The organism is Lentzea alba (genome assembly GCF_047445655.1).
GTDB classification, from domain to species: domain Bacteria; phylum Actinomycetota; class Actinomycetes; order Mycobacteriales; family Pseudonocardiaceae; genus Lentzea; species Lentzea alba_A.
The window spans coordinates 1-19,196 of the sequence record NZ_JAJAEG010000016.1 but is presented as its reverse complement, the minus strand read 5'-3'; the positions used below and the strand labels follow the sequence as shown (position 1 = coordinate 19,196).

The 19,196-nt window shown below is 68.2% G+C and carries 19 protein-coding genes and 1 pseudogene; 11 read left to right on the top strand and 9 right to left on the bottom strand.

The genetic code is table 11. The features are described 5' to 3' along the window. Positions 1-266 precede the first annotated feature (266 nt). Both LFM09_RS25930 and LFM09_RS25925 read right to left on the bottom strand, forming a co-directional pair. Positions 267-596 (bottom strand): annotated as a pseudogene (locus tag LFM09_RS25930) (ATP-binding protein); the annotation flags it as partial. 17 nt (positions 597-613) lie between these two features. Further along, entirely contained in the window at positions 614-1,291 is a 678-nt protein-coding gene (locus tag LFM09_RS25925) for a hypothetical protein (RefSeq protein ID WP_414099140.1), read from the bottom strand. A 115-nt stretch (positions 1,292-1,406) separates the two neighbouring features. Between LFM09_RS25925 and LFM09_RS25920 the strand changes: the two genes are divergently transcribed. The 3 genes from LFM09_RS25920 (at position 1,407) to LFM09_RS25910 (ending at position 3,452) form a co-directional block, all read left to right on the top strand. After that, positions 1,407-1,937: a hypothetical protein gene (locus LFM09_RS25920; protein ID WP_414099139.1), complete on the top strand. Its 531-nt coding sequence runs from the start codon at positions 1,407-1,409 to the stop codon at positions 1,935-1,937. Between the two features lie 82 nt (positions 1,938-2,019). Further along, entirely contained in the window at positions 2,020-2,535 is a 516-nt protein-coding gene (locus tag LFM09_RS25915; protein WP_414099138.1) for a hypothetical protein, read from the top strand. Between the two features lie 59 nt (positions 2,536-2,594). Then, complete coding sequence (locus LFM09_RS25910) at positions 2,595-3,452, top strand: ornithine cyclodeaminase family protein (protein WP_414099137.1); 858 nt, start codon at positions 2,595-2,597, stop codon at positions 3,450-3,452. A gap of 94 nt (positions 3,453-3,546) precedes the next feature. On the opposite strand, the gene LFM09_RS25905 is transcribed toward LFM09_RS25910, so the two are convergent. Together LFM09_RS25905 and LFM09_RS25900 are read right to left on the bottom strand one after the other, a co-directional pair. Continuing rightward, entirely contained in the window at positions 3,547-4,764 is a 1,218-nt protein-coding gene (locus LFM09_RS25905; protein WP_414099136.1) for an RICIN domain-containing protein, read from the bottom strand. A 141-nt stretch (positions 4,765-4,905) separates the two neighbouring features. Then, positions 4,906-5,823, bottom strand: a complete 918-nt coding sequence (locus tag LFM09_RS25900) for a hypothetical protein (RefSeq protein ID WP_414099135.1) — start codon at positions 5,821-5,823, stop codon at positions 4,906-4,908. A gap of 172 nt (positions 5,824-5,995) precedes the next feature. On the opposite strand from LFM09_RS25900, the gene LFM09_RS25895 reads away from it, so the two are divergent. From LFM09_RS25895 to LFM09_RS25885, 3 genes are read left to right on the top strand one after another with little or no spacing between them, the layout of a single operon-like run. Next, positions 5,996-7,177 carry an MFS transporter gene (locus LFM09_RS25895; RefSeq protein WP_414099134.1) on the top strand — a complete coding sequence of 394 codons (1,182 nt, stop codon included), beginning with the start codon at positions 5,996-5,998 and terminating at the stop codon, positions 7,175-7,177. Positions 7,178-7,196: 19 nt separating this feature from the next. Next, positions 7,197-7,760 carry a TetR/AcrR family transcriptional regulator gene (locus LFM09_RS25890; protein WP_414099133.1) on the top strand — a complete coding sequence of 188 codons (564 nt, stop codon included), beginning with the start codon at positions 7,197-7,199 and terminating at the stop codon, positions 7,758-7,760. Beyond that, complete coding sequence (locus tag LFM09_RS25885) at positions 7,757-8,308, top strand: hypothetical protein (protein WP_414099132.1); 552 nt, start codon at positions 7,757-7,759, stop codon at positions 8,306-8,308. Before LFM09_RS25890 ends, LFM09_RS25885 begins: the two co-directional genes overlap by 4 nt. On the opposite strand, the gene LFM09_RS25880 is transcribed toward LFM09_RS25885, so the two are convergent. Beyond that, positions 8,264-8,686 carry a nitroreductase family deazaflavin-dependent oxidoreductase gene (locus LFM09_RS25880; RefSeq protein ID WP_414099131.1) on the bottom strand — a complete coding sequence of 141 codons (423 nt, stop codon included), beginning with the start codon at positions 8,684-8,686 and terminating at the stop codon, positions 8,264-8,266. The genes LFM09_RS25885 and LFM09_RS25880 overlap by 45 nt on opposite strands. Continuing rightward, positions 8,687-9,463 (bottom strand): LuxR C-terminal-related transcriptional regulator, encoded by a 777-nt coding sequence (locus LFM09_RS25875; protein ID WP_414099130.1) that lies wholly within the window; start codon positions 9,461-9,463, stop codon positions 8,687-8,689. Between the two features lie 79 nt (positions 9,464-9,542). Between LFM09_RS25875 and LFM09_RS25870 the strand changes: the two genes are divergently transcribed. From LFM09_RS25870 to LFM09_RS25860, 3 genes are read left to right on the top strand one after another with little or no spacing between them, the layout of a single operon-like run. Next, complete coding sequence (locus LFM09_RS25870; protein ID WP_414099129.1) at positions 9,543-11,192, top strand: AMP-binding protein; 1,650 nt, start codon at positions 9,543-9,545, stop codon at positions 11,190-11,192. 34 nt (positions 11,193-11,226) lie between these two features. Beyond that, entirely contained in the window at positions 11,227-12,042 is an 816-nt protein-coding gene (locus tag LFM09_RS25865) for an SDR family NAD(P)-dependent oxidoreductase (protein WP_414099128.1), read from the top strand. A gap of 3 nt (positions 12,043-12,045) precedes the next feature. Beyond that, the gene (locus LFM09_RS25860) at positions 12,046-13,233 is read left to right on the top strand and encodes a hypothetical protein (RefSeq protein WP_414099127.1); all 1,188 of its coding nucleotides are present in this window, start codon (positions 12,046-12,048) and stop codon (positions 13,231-13,233) included. Here LFM09_RS25860 and LFM09_RS25855 read toward each other — a convergent pair. Both LFM09_RS25855 and LFM09_RS25850 read right to left on the bottom strand, forming a co-directional pair. Further along, positions 13,211-14,074: an AraC family transcriptional regulator N-terminal domain-containing protein gene (locus LFM09_RS25855; protein ID WP_414099126.1), complete on the bottom strand. Its 864-nt coding sequence runs from the start codon at positions 14,072-14,074 to the stop codon at positions 13,211-13,213. The two genes, LFM09_RS25860 and LFM09_RS25855, sit on opposite strands and share 23 nt — an antisense overlap. Before the next feature lie 29 nt (positions 14,075-14,103). Next, positions 14,104-14,769 (bottom strand): nitroreductase family protein, encoded by a 666-nt coding sequence (locus tag LFM09_RS25850; protein ID WP_414099125.1) that lies wholly within the window; start codon positions 14,767-14,769, stop codon positions 14,104-14,106. Between the two features lie 72 nt (positions 14,770-14,841). Between LFM09_RS25850 and LFM09_RS25845 the strand changes: the two genes are divergently transcribed. Together LFM09_RS25845 and paaZ are read left to right on the top strand one after the other, a co-directional pair. Beyond that, a complete protein-coding gene (locus tag LFM09_RS25845; RefSeq protein WP_414099124.1) occupies positions 14,842-15,747 on the top strand; it encodes a LysR family transcriptional regulator in 906 nt (301 codons plus the stop codon). Between the two features lie 62 nt (positions 15,748-15,809). Next, complete coding sequence (gene paaZ / locus LFM09_RS25840; RefSeq protein ID WP_414099123.1) at positions 15,810-17,831, top strand: phenylacetic acid degradation bifunctional protein PaaZ; 2,022 nt, start codon at positions 15,810-15,812, stop codon at positions 17,829-17,831. A gap of 226 nt (positions 17,832-18,057) precedes the next feature. On the opposite strand, the gene LFM09_RS25835 is transcribed toward paaZ, so the two are convergent. Next, complete coding sequence (locus tag LFM09_RS25835) at positions 18,058-19,149, bottom strand: IS630 family transposase (protein WP_414099122.1); 1,092 nt, start codon at positions 19,147-19,149, stop codon at positions 18,058-18,060. Positions 19,150-19,196: the final 47 nt, after the last annotated feature.

Sequence of the window (19,196 nt, the reverse complement as noted above, 5' to 3'; positions counted from 1 at the left end):
AACGTCGCCAGAACCCCAGCCGTGAAGGCTTCCAGGGTGGGGGAGGAGCCGGTGGCGCACAGTTCCACGATTGCCAGTGGGAGGCCTTCGGCGCGGGCAGCGACAGACGGTGAGCCGCCCAGCGAAGCGATCAACGCGAGGGACGCGTCCAGGCTCAAGCGAGGCAACAGGGAGGGGCCGGTGGTCGCGCGTGAAGTGGTGACGACCACCGCGTTCGCCTGGAGATGTGGATGAGCGGGCCCGTGGTCGAGGAGCAGGACGCCGTTGATGGTGTGGAGCAGGCGGACCACGGCCTCGGCTTGGATGTCGGGCGAGACCGCGACGCCTGTGCGCCATTCCGGGACCAGTTCGCCCAGGGCTTCGCGGTAGCAGGCGGGGAGTTCCGGCCAGCCGCGGCGGGTCACCGGGAGCAGGGCGTCGGTGAGGGCTCGGCCGCGCAGGACCGTGAAGCCGTGGGTGTGGGCGATCTTGGCGAACTCGGCGAGAAGGCGGGTCTTGCCGATGCCAGGTTCGCCGTGCAGCTCCAGTGAACGGCCGGTCGCCAGCGCGTCTGTCCACGCGGCCAGCTGGTCGTCTCGTCCGAAGAGCGGGGTCACGGCGTACAGCTTTCGGGCTAACCGGGCGGCGGCGCCACGTTTGTTCCGCTGGCCAGATAAGGCGAGAAGTGGTCGGTGAGGGTGTCCGCGACGGCGTTGGCGTCAAGGGTGCCGTCTACCTCGATCACACGGATGCCCAGCGAACGGGCGTGTCGCACCGCGTCCTCGGCGACGAGACGGTCGCGTTCCAGACGGTTCCGCTGGCCCAGCGCGGGATCGCTGACGGGGTTGCCGATCGCCTGTGCGCGCGGCAGTACGTGGATCTGGTGCAGTCGGAAGTCGGCGGTCGGCACCATGACGACCATCCGGCGCGGCGAGTCGATGATCGGGGCCACCAGCTCCGGGCGCAGTCCCCAGCCCTCGGCGAGGATCGGGCGGCCGGACACGAGCGCGCGGAGGTCGTCGAGCGCCCACTCGAACCGGACCGGGAACCCGGCCAGTGTTCTCGCGGCCATCTCCGCAGGCGGCGTGTGCATCCACGTGTCGTCGTTGGAAGGCGGCGCGGGCTCGCCGAGGGCCAGGCGGCGGGCGATGCGGCGGTCATTGTGCGCACGGGCGTCGTGGAAGTCGTAGTGGTAGGCGGTTATTCCGTGCCGTTGAGCCAAAATGCGTGCCACGGTCGACTTGCCGGCCCACTGGGCCCCGCCGATCCACAACGCGTTGCGCAACGTTCCGAACGGATCCACGGTCCCCATGGTGATCATTCTGCCTAACTAGGCAACGTTGTGCCCTTAAATCCGCCGCCTGTGCCGACGCGCGGACCGCAGAGCAGTTGGTGCACTGGACGCACATCGGAAGAGGGGGCAGAGCATGCGTGCAGCAGTGGCGGCCGCGTTGGCGTTGACGGCGGTGTTCACCGGGACGGCGCACGCGGACGTGAGCTACGACCGCGACGGCTACGAGGGCAAGTACGAGGAGCGCTGGCACGGGCAGACCTGGGGCGCGGCCACCGGCGGCATCGAGACCGACGAGGTGAACGCCTACAAGGGGTCGAACAACGGTTGGTTGTACGCCCGCAGCGGGGGTGCGGCGGCGCACAGCCGGCAGTTCGTCGTGAACAACTGGACGACGCGCACGAACTGCTTTGCGCGGGTGTGGGCGAACCCGGAGAGCCGTACGGCCGACGTGGGTCTGCAGGTGTGGAACCCCAACACGACGCCCAACTGGACGATCGTGGTGTCCAAGTCGCAGAAGGTGGCGGCCGGGGACTACGGGCAGATCGTGGCGGGGCCGTTCAACCTGACCAACATCGGTTCGGTGTTCGTGCAGGGGATTTACGGCGACGGCACCGCGCAGGGGCAGGTCGTGCGGCTCGACGAGTTCGAGCTGGAGTGCGGCTGATCCAGCAACACGGCCGTGCATGCGCAAGTACGGTTCCACCAAGGGGAGATCTGGCCTTGGGGGACAGAGAAACATGCGTGCAATGGCGATGACGGCTGTGGTGGCGTTGATGGCGGTGTTCACGGGCACCGCTCACGCCGCGCCGAACTTCGAGAGTGACGGCTACGAGGGCAACTACGGCGAGCGGTGGGTCGGTGAGACCGGCGGTTACGCGACCGGCGGCATCGAGACCGACGGCGTGCACGCCTACAAGGGGTCGAACAACGGTTGGCTGTTCGCGGGCGGCGGCTGGGCGGCGCAGGCCCGGCAGTTCGTCGTGCGCGACTGGGCGGATCGCACGGACTGCGAGGCGCGGTTCTGGGCGAACCCGCAGAACTCCGAGGAGCGGATGACCCTGCAGGTGTGGAACCCCAACGGGTGGGTGCTGCTCGCCAGCGGCGGCGGGAACTTCGTGCCGCAGGGGCAGTGGTCGCAGACCGTGTCGAGGAGGTTCGACCTGAGCGGCACGGACTACGTGTACGTGCAGGCCATCATGGGCGCGCAGCACCACTCACCGCAGGTCATCCGGTACGACGAGTTCGAGCTCGAGTGCTTCTGAGATGAGCCCGCGACCGGGCCCCGGACCCCAGCCGGGGCCCGGTCGTTACCATCCGAACCATGACGATGCCCGCGGCGATCGAAGCCGTTCGCGAAGCGTTCATCGGACTGACCGCGGGGGAGTTCGACCTGCCGCCGCGGCAGGCGTTCAGCGAGAGCCGTTCGCTGGTCATGGCGGTGCACCACCGGCCGACGAGGTCCACCGCGGTCAAGGTGATCAGCATCGAGATCGAGCGCGACCCGGTCATCACCGGCACCGTCGTCTTCTCGCACCCGGACGGGCAGTTCGCGACCGACGCGGTGCCGCTCACCACGCTGCGCACGGGTGCGGTCGTCGGTGTGGCGACGGATCTGCTCGCGGACGAGGACGCCTCACATCTCGCGCTCCTGGGCGCCGGCGCGCAGGCGGCTGACCAGGTGCGGGCCGTGCACGCCGTGCGGCCGTTGAAGAAGCTCGTCGTGTTCAACCGCAACGCCAAGAAGGCCGAGGCGTTGCTGGAGAGCCTGAAGGACGAGCTGCCGGACACGGTGATGGACCTGGCGCCGAACGCCGAGGAAGCCGTCCAGGACGCGGATGTCGTGTGTTGCGCGACGGCGTCGACGGTGCCCTTGTTCCGTGCGGACGCGCTCAAGGAACGGGTGCACGTCAACGCGATCGGCTCCTACCGGCCGGTGATGCGGGAACTGCCGGAGGACCTGCTCACGACGGCGGGAGTCGTTGTGGTGGACCAGGTCGAGGCGGCGCTGAGTGAGGCCGGGGAGATCATCCGGGCGGTGCGGTCAGGTGTGCTCAGGCTGGAGTCGCTCGTCGAACTCGGTGCGGCGCTGGGAAATCCGCCGTTGCGCGAGGGCCGCACGGTGTTCAAGTCGGTGGGCGTTGCCGTGCAGGACTGGGCTGTGGCAAGGCTCAGAGCATGAAGAAGCGCTGGACGCGAACCCTTCCGCCGCAGGGGTTCTCGTCCAGCGCAGTGATCTCCCGGACCGGTCATGCGCTACCGGGCCGGGAGAAACCTCATACCTGCCACTTCTGGCTGGCGACGCCGAGGCAGTCCCAGATGTGGAGTCTTGTGCCGTCCGCCGAGGAACCTCCCACGGCGTCCAGGCATTTGTTGGCCTGCGGGTTCACGATGTCCTGTGCTCCGCTGACGACCCATTGCTGGGCAGGGGACCCGTTGCAGTCCCAGAGCTGGACCACGGTGCCGTTCGCGACACCGCCGCCGTTCACGTCGAGGCACTTGCCCAGCGCGCGGATGGTGCCGTCACCGGGACGGCTCCACTTCTGGGCGGCGTTGCCGTTGCACCCGGTGATCTGGATGGGCGTGCCGTTGGCGGTGTTCGCCCAGGGCACGTCGACGCACTTGCCGCCGATGCCGCGGATCTCCGTGCCACCGCTGGGCGGCGGGCTGTCGTTGGAGACGCGGACCCAGTCGACCAGGAGCTGCTGCGGGAACGTCGTGCTGCCGTCCGGGTAGCCCGGCCACTCACCACCGACCGCGAGGTTGATGATGATGAAGAACGGCTTGTTGAACACCCACTGGCGGCCACCGAGGTCGGCGGGAGTCTTGCGGCCGTAGACGTTGCCGTCCACCGACCACACGATCTCACCCGGACGCCAGTCGACGGCGAAGTTGTGGAAGCCGTCGGCGAAGTTCGGGCCGTTGTACTGGTGCAGCAGACCGCCGGAACCGCTGTAGCCGGGACCGTGGATGGTGCCGTACGTGGTGTTCTGCTGGTGGCCCAGGAACTCCATGATGTCGATCTCGCCGGAGCCCGGCCACGGGTTGCCGGTGTTGATGTCCGCGCCCAGCATCCAGAAGGCCGGCCAAATGCCCTTGCCGCGCGGCATCTTCATGCGCGCTTCGAACCGGCCGTAGGTGCTGGTGAACTTGCCCGCGGTGTTGATGCGGGCGGACGTGTACTGGCAGGGACCGTTCCAGCACTGCTGGCCCGGGTTCTCGCGCTTGGCGGTGATCACGAGATTGCCGTTGCCGTCATGTGCCGCGTTGGAGGTACCCGACCGGTACCACTGCAACTCTTTGTTGTTGCCGTTGTTGTTGCCAACTTCCATTTGCCACTTGCCACCGTCGACACCCGTGCCTGCGGGGGCGTTGAACTCGTCGGCCCAGATCACCGCCGCATTGGCAGGGGGAGCTTGGGTGGTGGTGGCGACGGTGATCCCCGCGGCCACCATCAAGGCGGCAGCGAGGGCCGTCCCGATGCGTCGCTGCATCGAACCGACCTTTCCGGGATTTAGTTGTGCGCCCAGTGGTTCGGAAGTGTTGTCACCCCGTGACTCTCGGTCAACGTGTAAAGGTTTTCAGCTTTTAGGCAGATGAGAGCGCTCTCAAGGAGCGCTCCCACCTGATCAGGATCAACCGCAGCGGACGTCGACGAAGATCGTCTTTTCCTGTCCGATGTTGGACACTCGCACGCCGACGGTGCCGGGACCGTTGAGGCGCTGGTTCTGCACGTCGACGCGCAGCACGGTGCAGCCGGGCTGGTTCGCCACCGAGATCTGGTGCAGACCGGCCTCGACGGCCTCGACGTGCGCCTCGTGCATGACCCACAGTTCAGGTGCGTAGTAGGACCACTTCTTGTTCGACGCGCCGTTGGTGTCGGTCCACGTCACGGCGTAGCCGTCCAGCGGTCCGGCGCCGTCCCAGCGGTAGAAGCGGGTGTCGATCTCGACGATCACCTGGTCGCCGACCTTGAAGTTGTCGGTCTTGCTGTGCGCCGGCACGAAACCGTGCCGGTTGCCGCCCTTGTTGCCGCAGTCGACGACGTTCAGTCCGTTCGCGACACCGAACTCCGCGCAGCCCGCGAGGAAGTCCTCGACGGTGGTGACCCAGACCTTGTACACGCCACCGTTGTTGGGCGTGTCGAGGTACGGGAAGAGCTGGACGGTCGTGGCGGCGTGGTCCACATCGGACCCGGTCACGTGCTCGCAGTCCGTGTCGACGACACCGCTGATCACGCCGTCCGCGACGGTGAACTGGCGGCAGCGCGCCGGATCGGTCGACAGCAGCACCTTGCCGCTCGGGTCGGTCACCTGGAACACGTACGTGCCGTCGTCGAGGCCGGCGGCCGTCTGCGGTGCGCCGGGGCCGGGGCCGCCGTCCAGGTAGACGTCCTGCTTGGACGGGAAGTGGTTGAAGTTGACCTCACTGCCGTCCGGCAGCGTCGTGAAGATCGCGCCCGAGGGCGCGTGGGCGTTCGCGGTGAAGGGAACCAGCAGGGCTGCGCCGACGGCGACGGTGGCGGCCGCCGCCCAGCGTCTGGCTACTCGCATGCCAAGCCTCCGGGGGTGAACTCCCGGCTTCGACCGACGCCTCGCCGATCGCCCCGACGCCGCGTGAAGCAACGGTACTTGTCACCTGACCTGCGGCCAATGGGGCGAACGGCCTGCAACCGGCAGGGAAAACCGATTGCGCCGGACGGTCGTGACGGACAGCGTCAAGGCCATGACTCGGGGGATGCTCTGGCTGCTGGCGGTCGCATGTGGTGTCGCGGTCGGCAACGTCTACTTTCCACAGGCCATCACGCCGCTGGTGGCGGAGGGCCTGCGCATACCCGTCGACCAGGCCGCGCTCGTCGTCACCGCGGCCCAGATCGGGTACGCGTGCGGCATCTTCCTGCTGGTGCCGCTGGGCGACCGGCTGCCGTACCGGCCCCTGATCGCGACGCTGTTCACGATCACCGGGCTGGGTCTGGCAGTGGCCGGGTTCGCGCCGTCGTTCGGACCGCTGTTCGCCGCCGGTGTCGCGGTCGGGGTGGCCACGGTGATCGCGCCGATCATCGGGCCGATGGTGGCCGGGATGGTGGCGCCGGACAGGCGGGGTGCGGCGAGCGGGACGATGCTCGCCGGGTCGATCGGCGGGATGTTGCTCGCGCGGACGTTCAGCGGGGTGCTCGGCGAGTGGCTGGACTGGCGGGCGCCGTACCTCGTGGCGGCTGGGTTGGCGTTCGTGATGGCGGTGGCGCTGTGGCGGGCGTTGCCGGTGACGGAGCCGCACACCCGGCAGTCCTATCCGGACCTGTTGCTGGAACCGTTGCGGTTGTTGAAGAAGGAACCCGAGCTGCGGCGGTCGTGTCTCTACCAGGCCATGACCTTCGGGGCGTTCAGCGCGGTGTGGGGGAGTGTCGCGCTGTTGCTCACCGGGCCGGCGTACGGCCTCGGCGCGCAGGCGGTGGGGCTGCTGGCGTTGGTCAACGCCGTCACGATGGTCGCTACGCCGATCGCGGGGCGGGTCGTGGACCGGCGCGGGTCGGATCCGGTGAACCTCGTGTGCCTGCTGGCGGTGATCGCCTCGGCCGGAGTGCTGGCGTTCGGGGCGGCAGGCGGGGTTGGTGGGCTGGTTGCACTGGTGCTCGGCACGCTCGTGCTCGACGTCGCGATGCAGTGCGGGATGGTGGCGAACTCGATTCGCATGTACGCCCTGAGCGACACCCACCGCGGACGGCTCAACACCGCCTACATGACCTGTGCGTACGTCGGCGGCGCTGTCGGGTCGTGGCTGGGAGTGCAGGCGTACGTCAGGTTCGGCTGGCGTGGCGTGTGCGGGCTCGTCGCGTTGATGGCCGTCATCGCGCTCATTCACCTGGTCAGGAGCCGCTTGACCCAGCGTGTTGACACGGCAGGCTAATGGCATTAGCTTTTGAGCTATGGCTGTTCGCCCACGTCTCACCACCGCCAAGGTCGTGGACGCCGCACTGGACCTGGTCGACGAGCAGGGTGTCGAAGGACTGACGCTCGCCGCCGTCGCCACCAGGACCGGCGTCGCCACGCCTTCGCTGTACAAGCACGTCGCGAGCCTCGGCGAGCTCAGAGGCCATGTCGGCGTGCGAGTGCTGGAGGAGATGACCGGCCGGTTCACGGAAGCCGTCCTCGGCCTCGCGGGCGACCAGGCAGTCGAAGCGTTGATGCACGCCTATCGGGCGTACGTCCAAGAACACCCGAAGCGGTACGGGGCCGCGCCGATGGACCCCTTGCACGACGACCAGCAACGCGAAGCGGGCATGAGGCTCATGGAGGTCATGCTCGCGACCTTGCGCAGCTACGGCTTGGAGGGCTCCGAGGCCATCCACGCGACACGACGGCTGCGGGTGATCGTGCACGGCTTCGCGTCGATCGAGTCCAACGGCGGGTTCGGCCTGCCCGAAGGCCTCGATGACACCTACGACCAGCTCGTCCGCATGTATCTCAACGATCTCAGGGGACAACGATGAGAGTCACGCTCGCCGCCGCCGGCCTGCTTTTCCTGCTGTACCCCGCATTCCGCCCGTGGGAGGACGAGACGACGGCTGCAGGTGCCGCCGCCGCGATGGGGTCGCAGGCGTGGGTCTGGTCGCACCTGTTCGCGATGATCGGGTTCATCCTGGTGCCCATCGCGTTGCTGGAGATCCACCGCACGGCCGCGATCACGTTCTGGGTCGGCGCCGGGCTCACGTTGCCGTACTACGGCGCCGAGAACTTCGGGCTGCACGAGATCGCCGCGCAGCCCGACCTGCTCGAACTCGCCGAGGCCGTGCGCTACAACCCGGTCGCCGTCACGACTTTCGCGCTCGGCCTGGTCACCATGGGCGTCGCGGCGGTCATGGTCGCGCTGAAGCTGCGCACGACGGCGGCGTGGGTGTTCGCCGCCGGGTTCGCGTTGTTCCTGCCGCAGTTCTTCACCCCGCCCGCGATCAGGATCGCGCACGGCGTGCTCGTGCTCGTCGGTTGCGTGTGGCTAGCGCGGGAGAAGGCGGAACACCCGCAGCTCACGGCCTCCTGAACGTTCCACATAGGACTCGAACGCAGGCCACGCCGCCACCATCTTGCGCCAGGCGGTCTCACGCTCGGCGCCGGAGAGCAACGTCGCGTGAACGTCCCGGACCTCGCCGCGGACGTTCACGGCGGCGTCCGGGGTCTTGAGCAGGTTCGCGGTCCACGCCGGGTGGTTCGGCTTGCCCCAGTTCGACCCGACGACCAGCATGCCGTCCCCGTCGGCCACGTACTGGACCTGGTTCAGCCGCTGCTCACCGGACTTCGCCCCGACGGTGATCAACGTCAGCCCTGTCTGCTTGCTGAGCGAGACGGTCATGACCTTGCCGCCGGTCAGTTTGTAGAGCAGGCGGTCGGTGCCGATCACGGCCTTCTCGAACCACGACATTCAGAGCGCTCCCGTCGACCTCGCCGCGTGGACCGCGGCGGTTCTGTTGTGCACCCCCAGCTTGCGCATCGCGCCGCGGAGGTAGGCCTTGACGGTTTCGGTGCTCAACCCGAGCTCGGCGGCGATCTCCCGGTTCGACGCACCCACCGCGGCCAGGCGGAGCGTATCGAGTTCGCGCGGGGTCAGTCCCGTCGGGACGGTCACGATCGCCTCACCGCCGAGGTCCTGGTGGACCTTGCGGAGGCGTTCGCGCAACGCCGGGTCGCCGACGAGCTTGGTGAGCTCGGCGAGTTCCCGCAGGGCGGCTTGGGAGCGCGGAGAAGGCATGTCCAGGTCCTGTGCGAAGCCCTGCGCGATGGCGCCGGCCAGCCTGATCGACCGGTCACCGATGGTCGTCTGCCCGCGCACGGCGCCGTACAGCACGCCGTGCACGGTGCCGCGCACCGTGACCGGATAGGCGAACACCGAGGTCAGGCGTTCGTTGACGACCACCATCTGGTCGAACTCGTGGGTGATCGCGCGGGTCGTGGCGTAGTCGTTGACGCGGACCGCCGTGCCCATCGCGATCGCCGTGCCGCCCAGGCCGCGCCCGGTGCCGACGCGCAGACCGTGCAACGACGTGCCGTGCGTTCCGTAGAAGCTGCTCAACAACAGGTCACGGCCGGGCGTGACGGCGCCGCCGAACACGACGGGCAACCCGGTGGCTCGGCGGAGCATGTCCAGGCGTTGCGGCAGCAATGCCTGAAAACGGTCTGGCAGCACGTCTCGCAGTCTCACCCACGGGCGCACCCTCGAAAAGGGGTGCACCCCCGTCCGGGGGTATACCGATCGCCCCAGGTCCTCGCACCCTCGACCAATGTCCAGCCACGACACCTACCGCGCGGCCCGCGACCTGATGCTGACCGATCCCGAGTCGTTCAGCTGGCCGAGCTTCGCCACGAGCTTCAACTGGGCCCACGACTGGTTCGACTTCATCGCCGAGGGCAACACCGCCACCGCGTTGCACATCGTCGAGGAGGACGGGTCGGAGCGCGCCTACTCCTACGACGACCTGCGCCGCCGGTCGAACAGGGTCGCGCGATGGCTCGCGTGGCACGGCGTCGGCAAGGGCGACAGCGTGATGATCATGCTCGGCAACCAGGTCGAGCTGTGGGAGTCGATGCTCGCGGTGATGAAGCTCGGCGCGGTGATCATGCCGACCACCACCGCGCTGGGGCCCGCGGACCTCGCGGACCGCCTGACCCGCGGCGACGTCCGGCACGTGATCGCGCGAAAGGCCGACGCCGACAAGTTCGAGGACGGCCCGGTGCTGATCGCGGTCGGTGGCGCCGAGCCGGGCTGGCTGGACTACGCCGAGACCGCCGAGGCGCCGGACGGGCCGTTGCCGCACCCGAAGACCAGGGCCGACGACCGGCTGCTGCTGTACTTCACCTCCGGTACGACCAGCCGCCCGAAGCTCGTCGAGCACACCCAGACGTCGTACCCCGTCGGGCACCTCACGACCATGCGCTGGATCGGTATCCGGCCCGGCGACGTGCACCTCAACATCAGCTCGCCCGGCTGGGCCAAGCACGCCTGGAGCTGCTTCTTCGCGCCCTGGCTCGCCGAAGCGACGATCTTCGTCCACAACTACGCCCGGTTCGACGCGGCCGCGTTGCTCGGCCAGATCCGGGAGAAGGGCGTCACGACGTTCTGCGCGCCCCCGACCGTGTGGCGGATGCTGATCAAGGCAGATCTGAGCGGTGGGCCGGGGTCGCTGCGAGAGGTCGTGGCCGCCGGAGAGCCGCTGAACCCCGAGGTGATCGAGCAGGTCCAGAAGCAGTGGGGCCTGACGCTGCGGGACGGGTTCGGGCAGACCGAGACCACGCTGTCGGTCGGCAACGTGCCGGGCGCACAGGTCAAGCTCGGCTCGATGGGACGCCCGCTGCAGGGCGTTCCGGTCGTGCTCGTCGACCCGATCAGCGGCGAACCGGCGGAAGAAGGCGAGATCTGCATCGACCTGGCGCAACGGCCGATGTCGCTGATGGTCGGCTATCACGGCGACGACGAACGCAACGCCGAGGCGATGGCTGGCGGTTACTACCACACGGGCGACATCGCATCGCGTGACGACGACGGCTACCTGTTCTACATCGGACGGACGGACGACGTGTTCAAGGCGTCGGACTACAAGATCTCGCCGTTCGAGCTGGAGAGCGTGCTGATCGAGCACCCGGCGGTGACGGAGGCCGCGGTCGTGCCGGCGCCGGATCCGTTGCGGCTCGCGGTGCCCAAGGCCTACGTGGCGCTGAGCACCGGCTGGGAGCCGAACCGCGAGACGGCGCTCGCGATCCTGCGGCACGCCCGCGCGAACCTGGCGCCCTACCAACGGATCCGGCGACTGGAGTTCTTCGAGCTGCCCAAGACGGTGTCCGGCAAGATCCGCCGGGTCGACCTGCGCACGCGTGAGGAGCAGGGCGTCGAGCAGGACTGGCGCGACGAGCAGTTCCCCGAGCTGCGCACCTGAACGGGCGCTTGCGCTTGCTGATCTACTGGACGCCATGGTGCGAAAGATCGCGGGTCGTCCAGCGGTGATCACCGGTGCCGCCTCCGGAATCGGCCGCAGCCTGGCGCAACGGCTGTCCCGGCACGGTTCTCCGGTGGTCATCGCCGACGTCGACGAGGCCGGCCTGGAAGAGACAGCCGCGTCGCTGAAGGGCCCGGTGCTCAGCCGGGTGCTCGACGTGCGGGACGCGGACGACGTGCACCGCTTCGCCAAGGAGGTGCAGGCCTGGCTGGACCTGCCCCTCGCGGCGGTGTTCAACAACGCGGGCGTGGCGATCGCGACGAGCGTGCAGAACGCCGTGCCCGAGGACGACTCGTGGCTGTTCGACATCAACTACTGGGGCGTGGTGAACGGGACGCGGGCGTTCCTGCCGCAGCTGGTCAAGCAGAACTACGGCGTCATCGTGAACACGTCCAGCGTCTACGGCCTGGTCGGGATGCCGAACAACAGCGCGTACTGCTCGGCGAAGTTCGCCGTGCGCGGGTTCACCGACTCGTTGCGGCAGGAGCTGCGCGGCACCGGGGTCTCCGCGGTCACCGTGCACCCCGGCGGCATCAAGACCAACATCGTCCGCAACGGGCGCATCCACAGCGATCCGGACGGGCGCGGACGCACGCACGAGCAGATGGCGGATGACTTCGAGAAGGTCGCGCTGACCACGCCGGACAAGGCCGCCGAGATCATCCACCGGGGCGTCGAACGGGGTAAGGCGCGGATCCTGGTCGGGCCGGACGCGTACGTGTTCGACGCGCTCGCCCGCATCGCCCCGACGCACTACTTCAGCGTGATGGCGCGGTTCTTCGACCGTTGAGGCATGATCCACGCCGTGGATTCCACGACGCTCGTGCGGCGCACTGAACAGTGGTTCGTCCGGCAGGGTGCGCCGACGATGATCGAGGGCTACGGCTTCCGCTCGCACGTGCTGCCGCGGATGCTGCCGGCGCTGACGTTCGTCGCGGTCGGCAGCCTGGCGTGGCTCGTGTTGCTGAGTCCCAAGGGGCCGTCGAAGTGGGTGCTGCTCGGCGTGATCGTCGCGGTGATGGTGTCCGCGTGGATCCTGCTCTCGCTGTTCGTGCGGCGACTGCCGAGTTTTTCGCGCCGCACGACCATCCTGCTGCTGGTCGGGTACGCGGCGATGCCGGTGATCGTGCCGGTGTTGCAAATGATCATCAACGACAGGCTGACCGCGCCCGGAGCTCCGGAGTTCGACCCGGAGTACAAGTGGCTTCTCGCCGTGGTGTGGTTCGTCCTCTTCTTCGGGGTGGCTTTCGTGGCGACGATGCTGGCCACCACCTACGGGCTGGGCGCGTTGTTGAAGGCAGCCATCCGGCACGTCATCGCCGACCTGCGCAACAGCGTGCATCTGCTGGGGCGAGCGCTGCCGCCGATGCTGTTCGTGACGCTGTTCCTGTTCTTCACCGGCGAGCTGTGGCAGGCGATGGACAAGCTGAAGTGGCCGCGGGTCTCGCTGATCGTGCTGCTGTTCGCCGCGATCACCGTGCTCGCGGCCGCCGCGCGCCTGCGTGACGAGATCGGGCGCGTGGAGCAGGACCTGCGGCCGGAGATCCTGACGGGTGCGTGCAAGGGGACTCCGCTGGAGTCGGTGGAGATCACCGAACCGTTGCAGCCCAAGCGGTTGAACGGGCGGCAGCAGCGCAACCTGCTGGTCGTGCTCGCGATCCGGCAGCTCGTGCAGGCGGCCGTGGTCGGGTTCGGGCTGTTCTCGTTCTTCGTGGTGCTGGGACTGATCGTCGTGACACCCGAGATCGCCGCGCAGTGGATCGGCGAGCCGGCGCAGAAGTCGATCATCCCCGGCGTGCCGTCGGCGATGTTGCGCAACGCGACGCTGTTCGCGGCGTTCGGCAGCATGTACTTCTCGGTGATCTCGATGAGCGACGGCGAGCACCGCCGCCAGTTCTTCGCGCCGGTGCTGGAGAAGGTCGAGCGGACCCTGGAGGTCCGCGCGGTGTACCTGAAGGTCAGAGAGCAGGTTCCGGCCTGAGCAGGGCGTCGCGGCTCGGCGGCAGGCCGAACTGGCGCCGGTACTCGCGGCTGAACTGCGACGGGCTGTCGTAGCCGACCCGGTGGCTGACGCTCGTGACGTCCCGGTTCGTGGCGAGCAGCAGCCGGGCCTCCTGCAGCCGGATCTGCTTCTGGAACTGGATCGGGCTCATCGCCGTGACGGCTTGGAAGTTGCGGTAGAACGCCGACTCGCTCATGCCCGCGATCCGCGCGACGTTCTCGACCTTGAACGACTCGGCGAAGTTCTCCCGGATCCACTGCACGGCCTTGGCGATGTGGCTGAGGCTGCTGTCCTGGGAACCGAGCTGGCGGACCGTCGCGCCCTGTTCACCGGTCATGACCCGCCAGAGGATCTCCTGCTTGATCAACGGCGCCAGCGCTCTCGCGTCGCGCGGCTGGTCGAGGAGCCTGGCGAGCCTGGTCACGGCGTCGATCAGCTCCGGCGTGGCGTCGCTGACGGTGAGGCCTTCCGGGGTGCCCTGGGTGGGCGGCAGGTCGTTGCTCCGGAGCACCTCGGCGACCTGCTGTGGACGGAGGACCAGGCCGAGGCCCAGCGCGGGTGCGGACGGGCTGATGTCGACGTAGTTGCCGGTGATCGGCATGTCGATCGAGGCCACCAGGTACTGGCCTGCCTGGTAGTCGTAAACGCGCTCACCTAACGCGATGCGTTTTCGGCCCTGGGCGACGAACGCGAGGATCGTGCCGGTCGTGCTCGGTGCCGGTGGACCTGCGAAGGTGGTCTTGGAGACCAGTACGTCCGGGATGGCCGTGGTCAAGTCCGGCCGGGCGTGCTTGGCCAGCAACGCGCGTAGTTCGTCCACTCAAGCGATGGTCCTCGCTGGTGGGATGATCAGGCAAGTCCGTCTACGAACGTGAGGGCTTCGTCGAGCGGTTTGCGGTGCAGGTCCGGGACCTCGCAGTCGTCCGCGGGGTAGCCGACGGGGAACAGGATGTACGGCCGTTCGCCGGGACGTCCGAGCAGGTCGGTCAGGAACGTCATCGGGTTCGGGGTGTGGGTCAGCGTCGCGAGGCCCATCGAGTGCAGCGCCGCGATGAAGAACCCGCACGCGATGCCGACGCTTTCGTTGGTGTAGTAGGTCTTCTGGCCGTTCTGGTGCTTCTGCGCGAACGCGACCACCAGCCACGGGGCGATCTCCAGGAACTCCTTGGTCGCGTCGGTCTCCAGCCTTGCCAGCGCCGCGTGCCACTCGGGGATCTCGCGGTCGTAGAAGCGGCGTTCCTCCTCTTCGGCCGCTTCGCGGATGCGCCTCTTGAGCTCGGGGTCCTGGGTGGCGACGAACCTCCACGGCTGCTGGTGCGCGCCGCTCGGGGCGGTGTTCGCCGCTCGGACCGCCAGCTCGATGGCCTCTTTGGGAACGGGGTCCGGCGAGAACCAGCGCACGGAGCGGCGCTTGTCGAGGTGCTGGTGGAAAGCCCTGCCGCAGTCGAGTCCTTCGTCGATGGGCAGCCGTGGCGGGGTGTACGGGACGAACGGGTGGCGGTGCGGTCGGGTCACAGGTCGCACGATTCCGTGGACTGCACTCTTCTGACCAGCTCAGGTTTCTTGTTGGAGTCATAAGCTCAGCTTGTGAATCTGCCCAACGTGACGCTGCGGCAGCTCGAGTACCTGATCGCGGTGGCCGAGACGGGGTCGTTGACCACGGCGGCCTTGAGGTGTCACGTCTCGCAGTCGGCCATCTCGCTGGCGTTGAGCGAGCTTGAGCGTGTGCTGGGCCTGCAGCTGGTCGTGCGGTCGCCACGGCGTGGAGCCGCGTTGACGGCGGCGGGCACGCAGGTTCTCGCGGACGCCCGCCGGGTGGTCGGCGCGATGGGGGAGTTGGGTGCCGAGGCGCGCGGGCTGCGTGAGCACGTCAGCGGTGTGCTCACCGTTGGCTGCTACACGCCGATCGCGCCGTTCCACCTGCCGGCGGCGATCGCCACGTTCGAGCGCGCGCACCCGGCGGTGTCCGTGCGGTTCGTCGAGGGGAGCCTGCCCGAGATCCAGGAGGACCTGATCGCCGGACGCTGCGAGGTGGCGTTCCTCTACGACCAGGACCTGATGCCGGGGATCGCGTTCCGCACGCTGTACGACCAGCCGCCGAAGGTCCTGCTGCCCGGCGGCCACCGGTTGCGCCGGCGTCGCGCGGTCGCGCTGCGAGAGCTCGCGGACGACCCGTTCGTGCTGCTCGACGTCCCGCCGAGCGAGCGCTATTTCCGGTCCGTGTTCGCGGCGGCGGGCGTCGAGATGGTCGTCACGCACCGGGCACGGAGCTTCGAGCTCGCACGATCGCTCGTGGCTCGCGGCATCGGCTATTCGATCACCGTGCAGCAGCCGGTCGTGACCTCGTCGTACGAGGGGCTGGAGGTCGTGGCGGTGCCGTTGCGCGACGCCGTGCCCACTACTCCGGTCGTGCTGGGCTGGGCGGGTGACGGGCCGCTGACGCGCCGTGCGCAGGCGTTCGCCGAGCACTGCACCACCCTGTTCAGCCCCTGATACGTTGCCGGTGGGACGGGTCGACGCGGATCCGTCGGCCCCCGCTTCAGGAGGTTGGCTCGATGGGCTTGCTGCGCAGTTACGTGTCGGGTGGATGGCACACGCCTTCGGTGGAGGGCGCGCCGTTGCACGACGCCGTCACGGGCGAGGAGATCGCCCGGATCTCATCTGCGGGCGTGGACATGGGTGCGGCGCTGCGGTACGGCCGCGAGGTCGGAGGGCCCGCGTTGCGCGAGCTCACGTTCCACCAGCGGGCGCAGCTGCTGAAGGCTCTCGGGTTGTACCTGAAGGAGCACAAGGCTGAGCTGTACGCGCTGTCTGCGCGTACGGGCGCCACGAAGTCCGACTCGTGGATCGACATCGACGGTGGCTTCGGCGTGCTGCTCGGGTACGCCTCGAAGGCCAAGCGCGAGCTGCCGAACGACAAGGTCTACGTCGACGGTCCGGTTGAGCCGTTGGGGCGCGGTGGCACGTTCGTCGGTCAGCACATCTGCACGCCGCTGCACGGTGTCGCGGTGCAGATCAACGCCTTCAACTTCCCCATGTGGGGGCCGCTGGAGAAGTTCGCGCCCGCGTTCATCGCCGGGGTGCCGTCGCTGATCAAGCCTGCCTCGCAGACCGCTTACGTGACCGAGAAGATGGTCGAGCTGATGCTCGCCTCCGGTCTGCTGCCCGAGGGGTCGCTGCAGCTGGTCTGCGGTTCGGCCGGTGATCTGCTGGATCACCTGACCCCGCAGGACCTCGTCGGGTTCACCGGGTCGGCGTCGACCGCCCAGCACCTGCGCACGCACCAGGCCGTGATCCGGTCCTCGGTGCGGTTCAACGCCGAGGCCGACTCGCTGAACTGCTCGATCCTGGGGCCGGACGCGGTGCCGGGCACGCCGGAGTTCGACCTGTTCGTGGGTCAGCTCGTGACCGAGATGACGACCAAGGCCGGACAGAAGTGCACCGCGATCCGGCGCGCGCTGGTGCCGGCGTCGCTGATGGACGCGGTGGCCGAGGCGACGTCGGCGAAGCTGGCCGAGGTCGTGATCGGCAACCCGGCCGACAAGTCGGTGAAGATGGGTGCGCTGGCCGGGTTGGAGCAGCGCGAAGAGGTTCGCCGGTCGTTGAAGGCGTTGCAGGAGAACGCTTCGGTGGTCTACGGCGACGGTGCTCTGTCGCTTGTGGACGCTGACGCCGAGCGTGGCGCGTTCATGTCGCCGATGTTGTTGCGTGCCGCTGCCGATGCTGTTCAGCCGCACGAGGTCGAGGCGTTCGGGCCGGTGTCGACGCTGATGCCGTACGACTCGGTTTCGGATGCTGTCGAGCTGGCTGCTCGTGGTGCCGGTTCGCTGGTCGGCTCGATCGTCTCGGCGGACACGGACTTCGTGCGTGATGTCGTGATCGGTGTGGCGCCGTGGCACGGGCGGTTGCTGGTGCTGGACCGGGAGGACGCCGGGGAGTCGACCGGGCACGGGTCGCCGTTGCCGATGCTGGTGCACGGTGGGCCGGGGCGTGCCGGGGGTGGCGAGGAGATGGGTGGCATGCGGGGCGTGCTGCACCACATGCAGCGCACGGCCGTGCAGGGCAGCCCGCGCGCGTTGGCCGCCATCACGAACCGCTGGGTCACCGGAGCACCGCGCAACGAGGACGCGGTGCACCCGTTCCGCAAGACGCTGGCCGAACTGCGGCTGGGCGACACGGTCGTGGCGGGGCCGCGCGAGGTGACGCTGGAGGACATCGAGCACTTCGCTTCGTTCACCGGGGACACGTTCTACGCGCACATGGACGAGGAAGCCGCCGCTGCCAACCCGTTCTTCGGCAGCCGCGTCGCGCACGGATACCTGGTGGTGTCGTTCGCCGCCGGGTTGTTCGTCTCTCCTGAGCCCGGGCCGGTTCTGGCGAACTACGGGCTGGAGAACCTGCGGTTCGTCACGCCCACGTTCCCCGGCGACACGTTGACGGTGACGTTGACGGTCAAGCAGATCACGCCGCGCGAGGACCAGGAGTACGGCGAGGTCCGCTGGGACGCCGACGTGGCGAACCAGAAGGGCGAGTCGGTCGCGAAGTACGACGTGTTGACGTTGGTGGCCAAGAGTTAGTGGTGCGACTCGCAACGTTGGCGGTGAACTCACGCCGAGCAGGACGCGGGGGCGGCACCACGATGCGCCCGTCTGACCGCGAGTTCGCGCGTCAACGTTGCGAGCCGGACCNGCTCCGCACTGATCACCTGATCCACACCAAGATCATCGATCGCACCGAGACGGCGTTACGGGACAACCTTTAGTCGCAACCGCAAGAAGCCGACCCTCAGATGGTGCTCTCGTACTAGTGTCCTGCGCCGGAAATCCGCTTACAAAATCGGGTGAGTGACTCGAGGATCTCTTCGGCGGTCTTGGTCCAGAGGAACGGCCGGGGATGGGTGTTCCAGTCTGCGATCCAGGCTCGGACATCCTTCTCCAGTGCCTGCACGCTCTTGTGGGCGCCGCGTTTGATTTTCTGTTCGGCGAGGAGCCCGAACCAGCGTTCGACCTGGTTGATCCAGGAGGATCCGGTCGGGGTGAAGTGCATGTGGAACCGGGGATGGCGGGCCAGCCAGGTTTTGATCGCCGGGGTCTTGTGGGTGCCGTAGTTGTCGCAGATCAGGTGCACGTCCAACTCGGCGGGCACAGTCTTGTCGATCGTGATCAAGAACTTCTTGAACTCGGCGGCACGGTGCTGACGGTGCAGCTCGCCGATCACCGTGCCGTCGGCGATGTCGAACGCGGCGAACAGGCTGGTGACACCGTTGCGGACGTAGTCATGCGTGCGCCGCTCAGGCATGCCGGGCATCATCGGCAGCACCGGCTGGGACCGGTCCAGCGCCTGGATCTGACTCTTCTCGTCCACACACAGCACCACCGCCCGCTCCGGCGGATTGTGATACAGGCCAACAACATCCACGACCTTCTCCACGAACATCGGATCGGTCGAAAGCTTGAACGTGTCCGCACGATGAGGCTTGAGCCCGAAGTCACGCCAGATCCGGCCGATGGTCGACTTGCTCAACCCCGACCGCTCCGCCATCGACGCCCGCGACCAATGCGTGGCATCGCGCGGAATCTCCTCCAGCGTCGCCACGATCACCTCCTCCACCTGGTCCACCGTGATCGACGGCGGCCGGCCCGGCCTGTCCTCATCCATCAGCGCGTCCAGGCGCCCGTCCGCGAACCGGGCACGCCACTTGCCCACCATCGTCCGATGCACACCCAGCCGGGCCGCGGCCTCCACATTGGACAAACCCTCCGCGCACGCCAACACGACCCGGCACCGCAGCGCCAGCGCTTGCGAACTCGTCGCCCGTCGCGCCCACCGCTCCAGCGTCTCCCGCTCGTCAGCGGTCAACACCAACTCGACCTTCGGCCGTCCAGTCCGCGCCATCCACCCAGACTAGACTTAGTCATGGGATTTCCGGCGCAGGACACTAG

What these genes read in the sequence shown, in the direction of transcription:
- LFM09_RS25915 (WP_414099138.1), top strand. Translation starts at nt 2,020, where the DNA reads ATGGCGATGACGGCTGTGGTGGCGTTGATGGCGGTGTTCACGGGCACC.
- LFM09_RS25865 (WP_414099128.1), top strand. Translation starts at nt 11,227, where the DNA reads ATGGTGCGAAAGATCGCGGGTCGTCCAGCGGTGATCACCGGTGCCGCC.
- LFM09_RS25900 (WP_414099135.1), bottom strand. Translation starts at nt 5,823, where the DNA reads ATGCGAGTAGCCAGACGCTGGGCGGCGGCCGCCACCGTCGCCGTCGGC.
- LFM09_RS25860 (WP_414099127.1), top strand. Translation starts at nt 12,046, where the DNA reads ATGATCCACGCCGTGGATTCCACGACGCTCGTGCGGCGCACTGAACAG.
- LFM09_RS25895 (WP_414099134.1), top strand. Translation starts at nt 5,996, where the DNA reads ATGACTCGGGGGATGCTCTGGCTGCTGGCGGTCGCATGTGGTGTCGCG.
- LFM09_RS25920 (WP_414099139.1), top strand. Translation starts at nt 1,407, where the DNA reads ATGCGTGCAGCAGTGGCGGCCGCGTTGGCGTTGACGGCGGTGTTCACC.
- LFM09_RS25925 (WP_414099140.1), bottom strand. Translation starts at nt 1,291, where the DNA reads ATGGGGACCGTGGATCCGTTCGGAACGTTGCGCAACGCGTTGTGGATC.
- LFM09_RS25835 (WP_414099122.1), bottom strand. Translation starts at nt 19,149, where the DNA reads ATGGCGCGGACTGGACGGCCGAAGGTCGAGTTGGTGTTGACCGCTGAC.
- LFM09_RS25885 (WP_414099132.1), top strand. Translation starts at nt 7,757, where the DNA reads ATGAGAGTCACGCTCGCCGCCGCCGGCCTGCTTTTCCTGCTGTACCCC.
- LFM09_RS25870 (WP_414099129.1), top strand. Translation starts at nt 9,543, where the DNA reads ATGTCCAGCCACGACACCTACCGCGCGGCCCGCGACCTGATGCTGACC.
- LFM09_RS25910 (WP_414099137.1), top strand. Translation starts at nt 2,595, where the DNA reads ATGACGATGCCCGCGGCGATCGAAGCCGTTCGCGAAGCGTTCATCGGA.
- LFM09_RS25905 (WP_414099136.1), bottom strand. Translation starts at nt 4,764, where the DNA reads ATGCAGCGACGCATCGGGACGGCCCTCGCTGCCGCCTTGATGGTGGCC.
- LFM09_RS25890 (WP_414099133.1), top strand. Translation starts at nt 7,197, where the DNA reads ATGGCTGTTCGCCCACGTCTCACCACCGCCAAGGTCGTGGACGCCGCA.
- LFM09_RS25880 (WP_414099131.1), bottom strand. Translation starts at nt 8,686, where the DNA reads ATGTCGTGGTTCGAGAAGGCCGTGATCGGCACCGACCGCCTGCTCTAC.
- paaZ (WP_414099123.1), top strand. Translation starts at nt 15,810, where the DNA reads ATGGGCTTGCTGCGCAGTTACGTGTCGGGTGGATGGCACACGCCTTCG.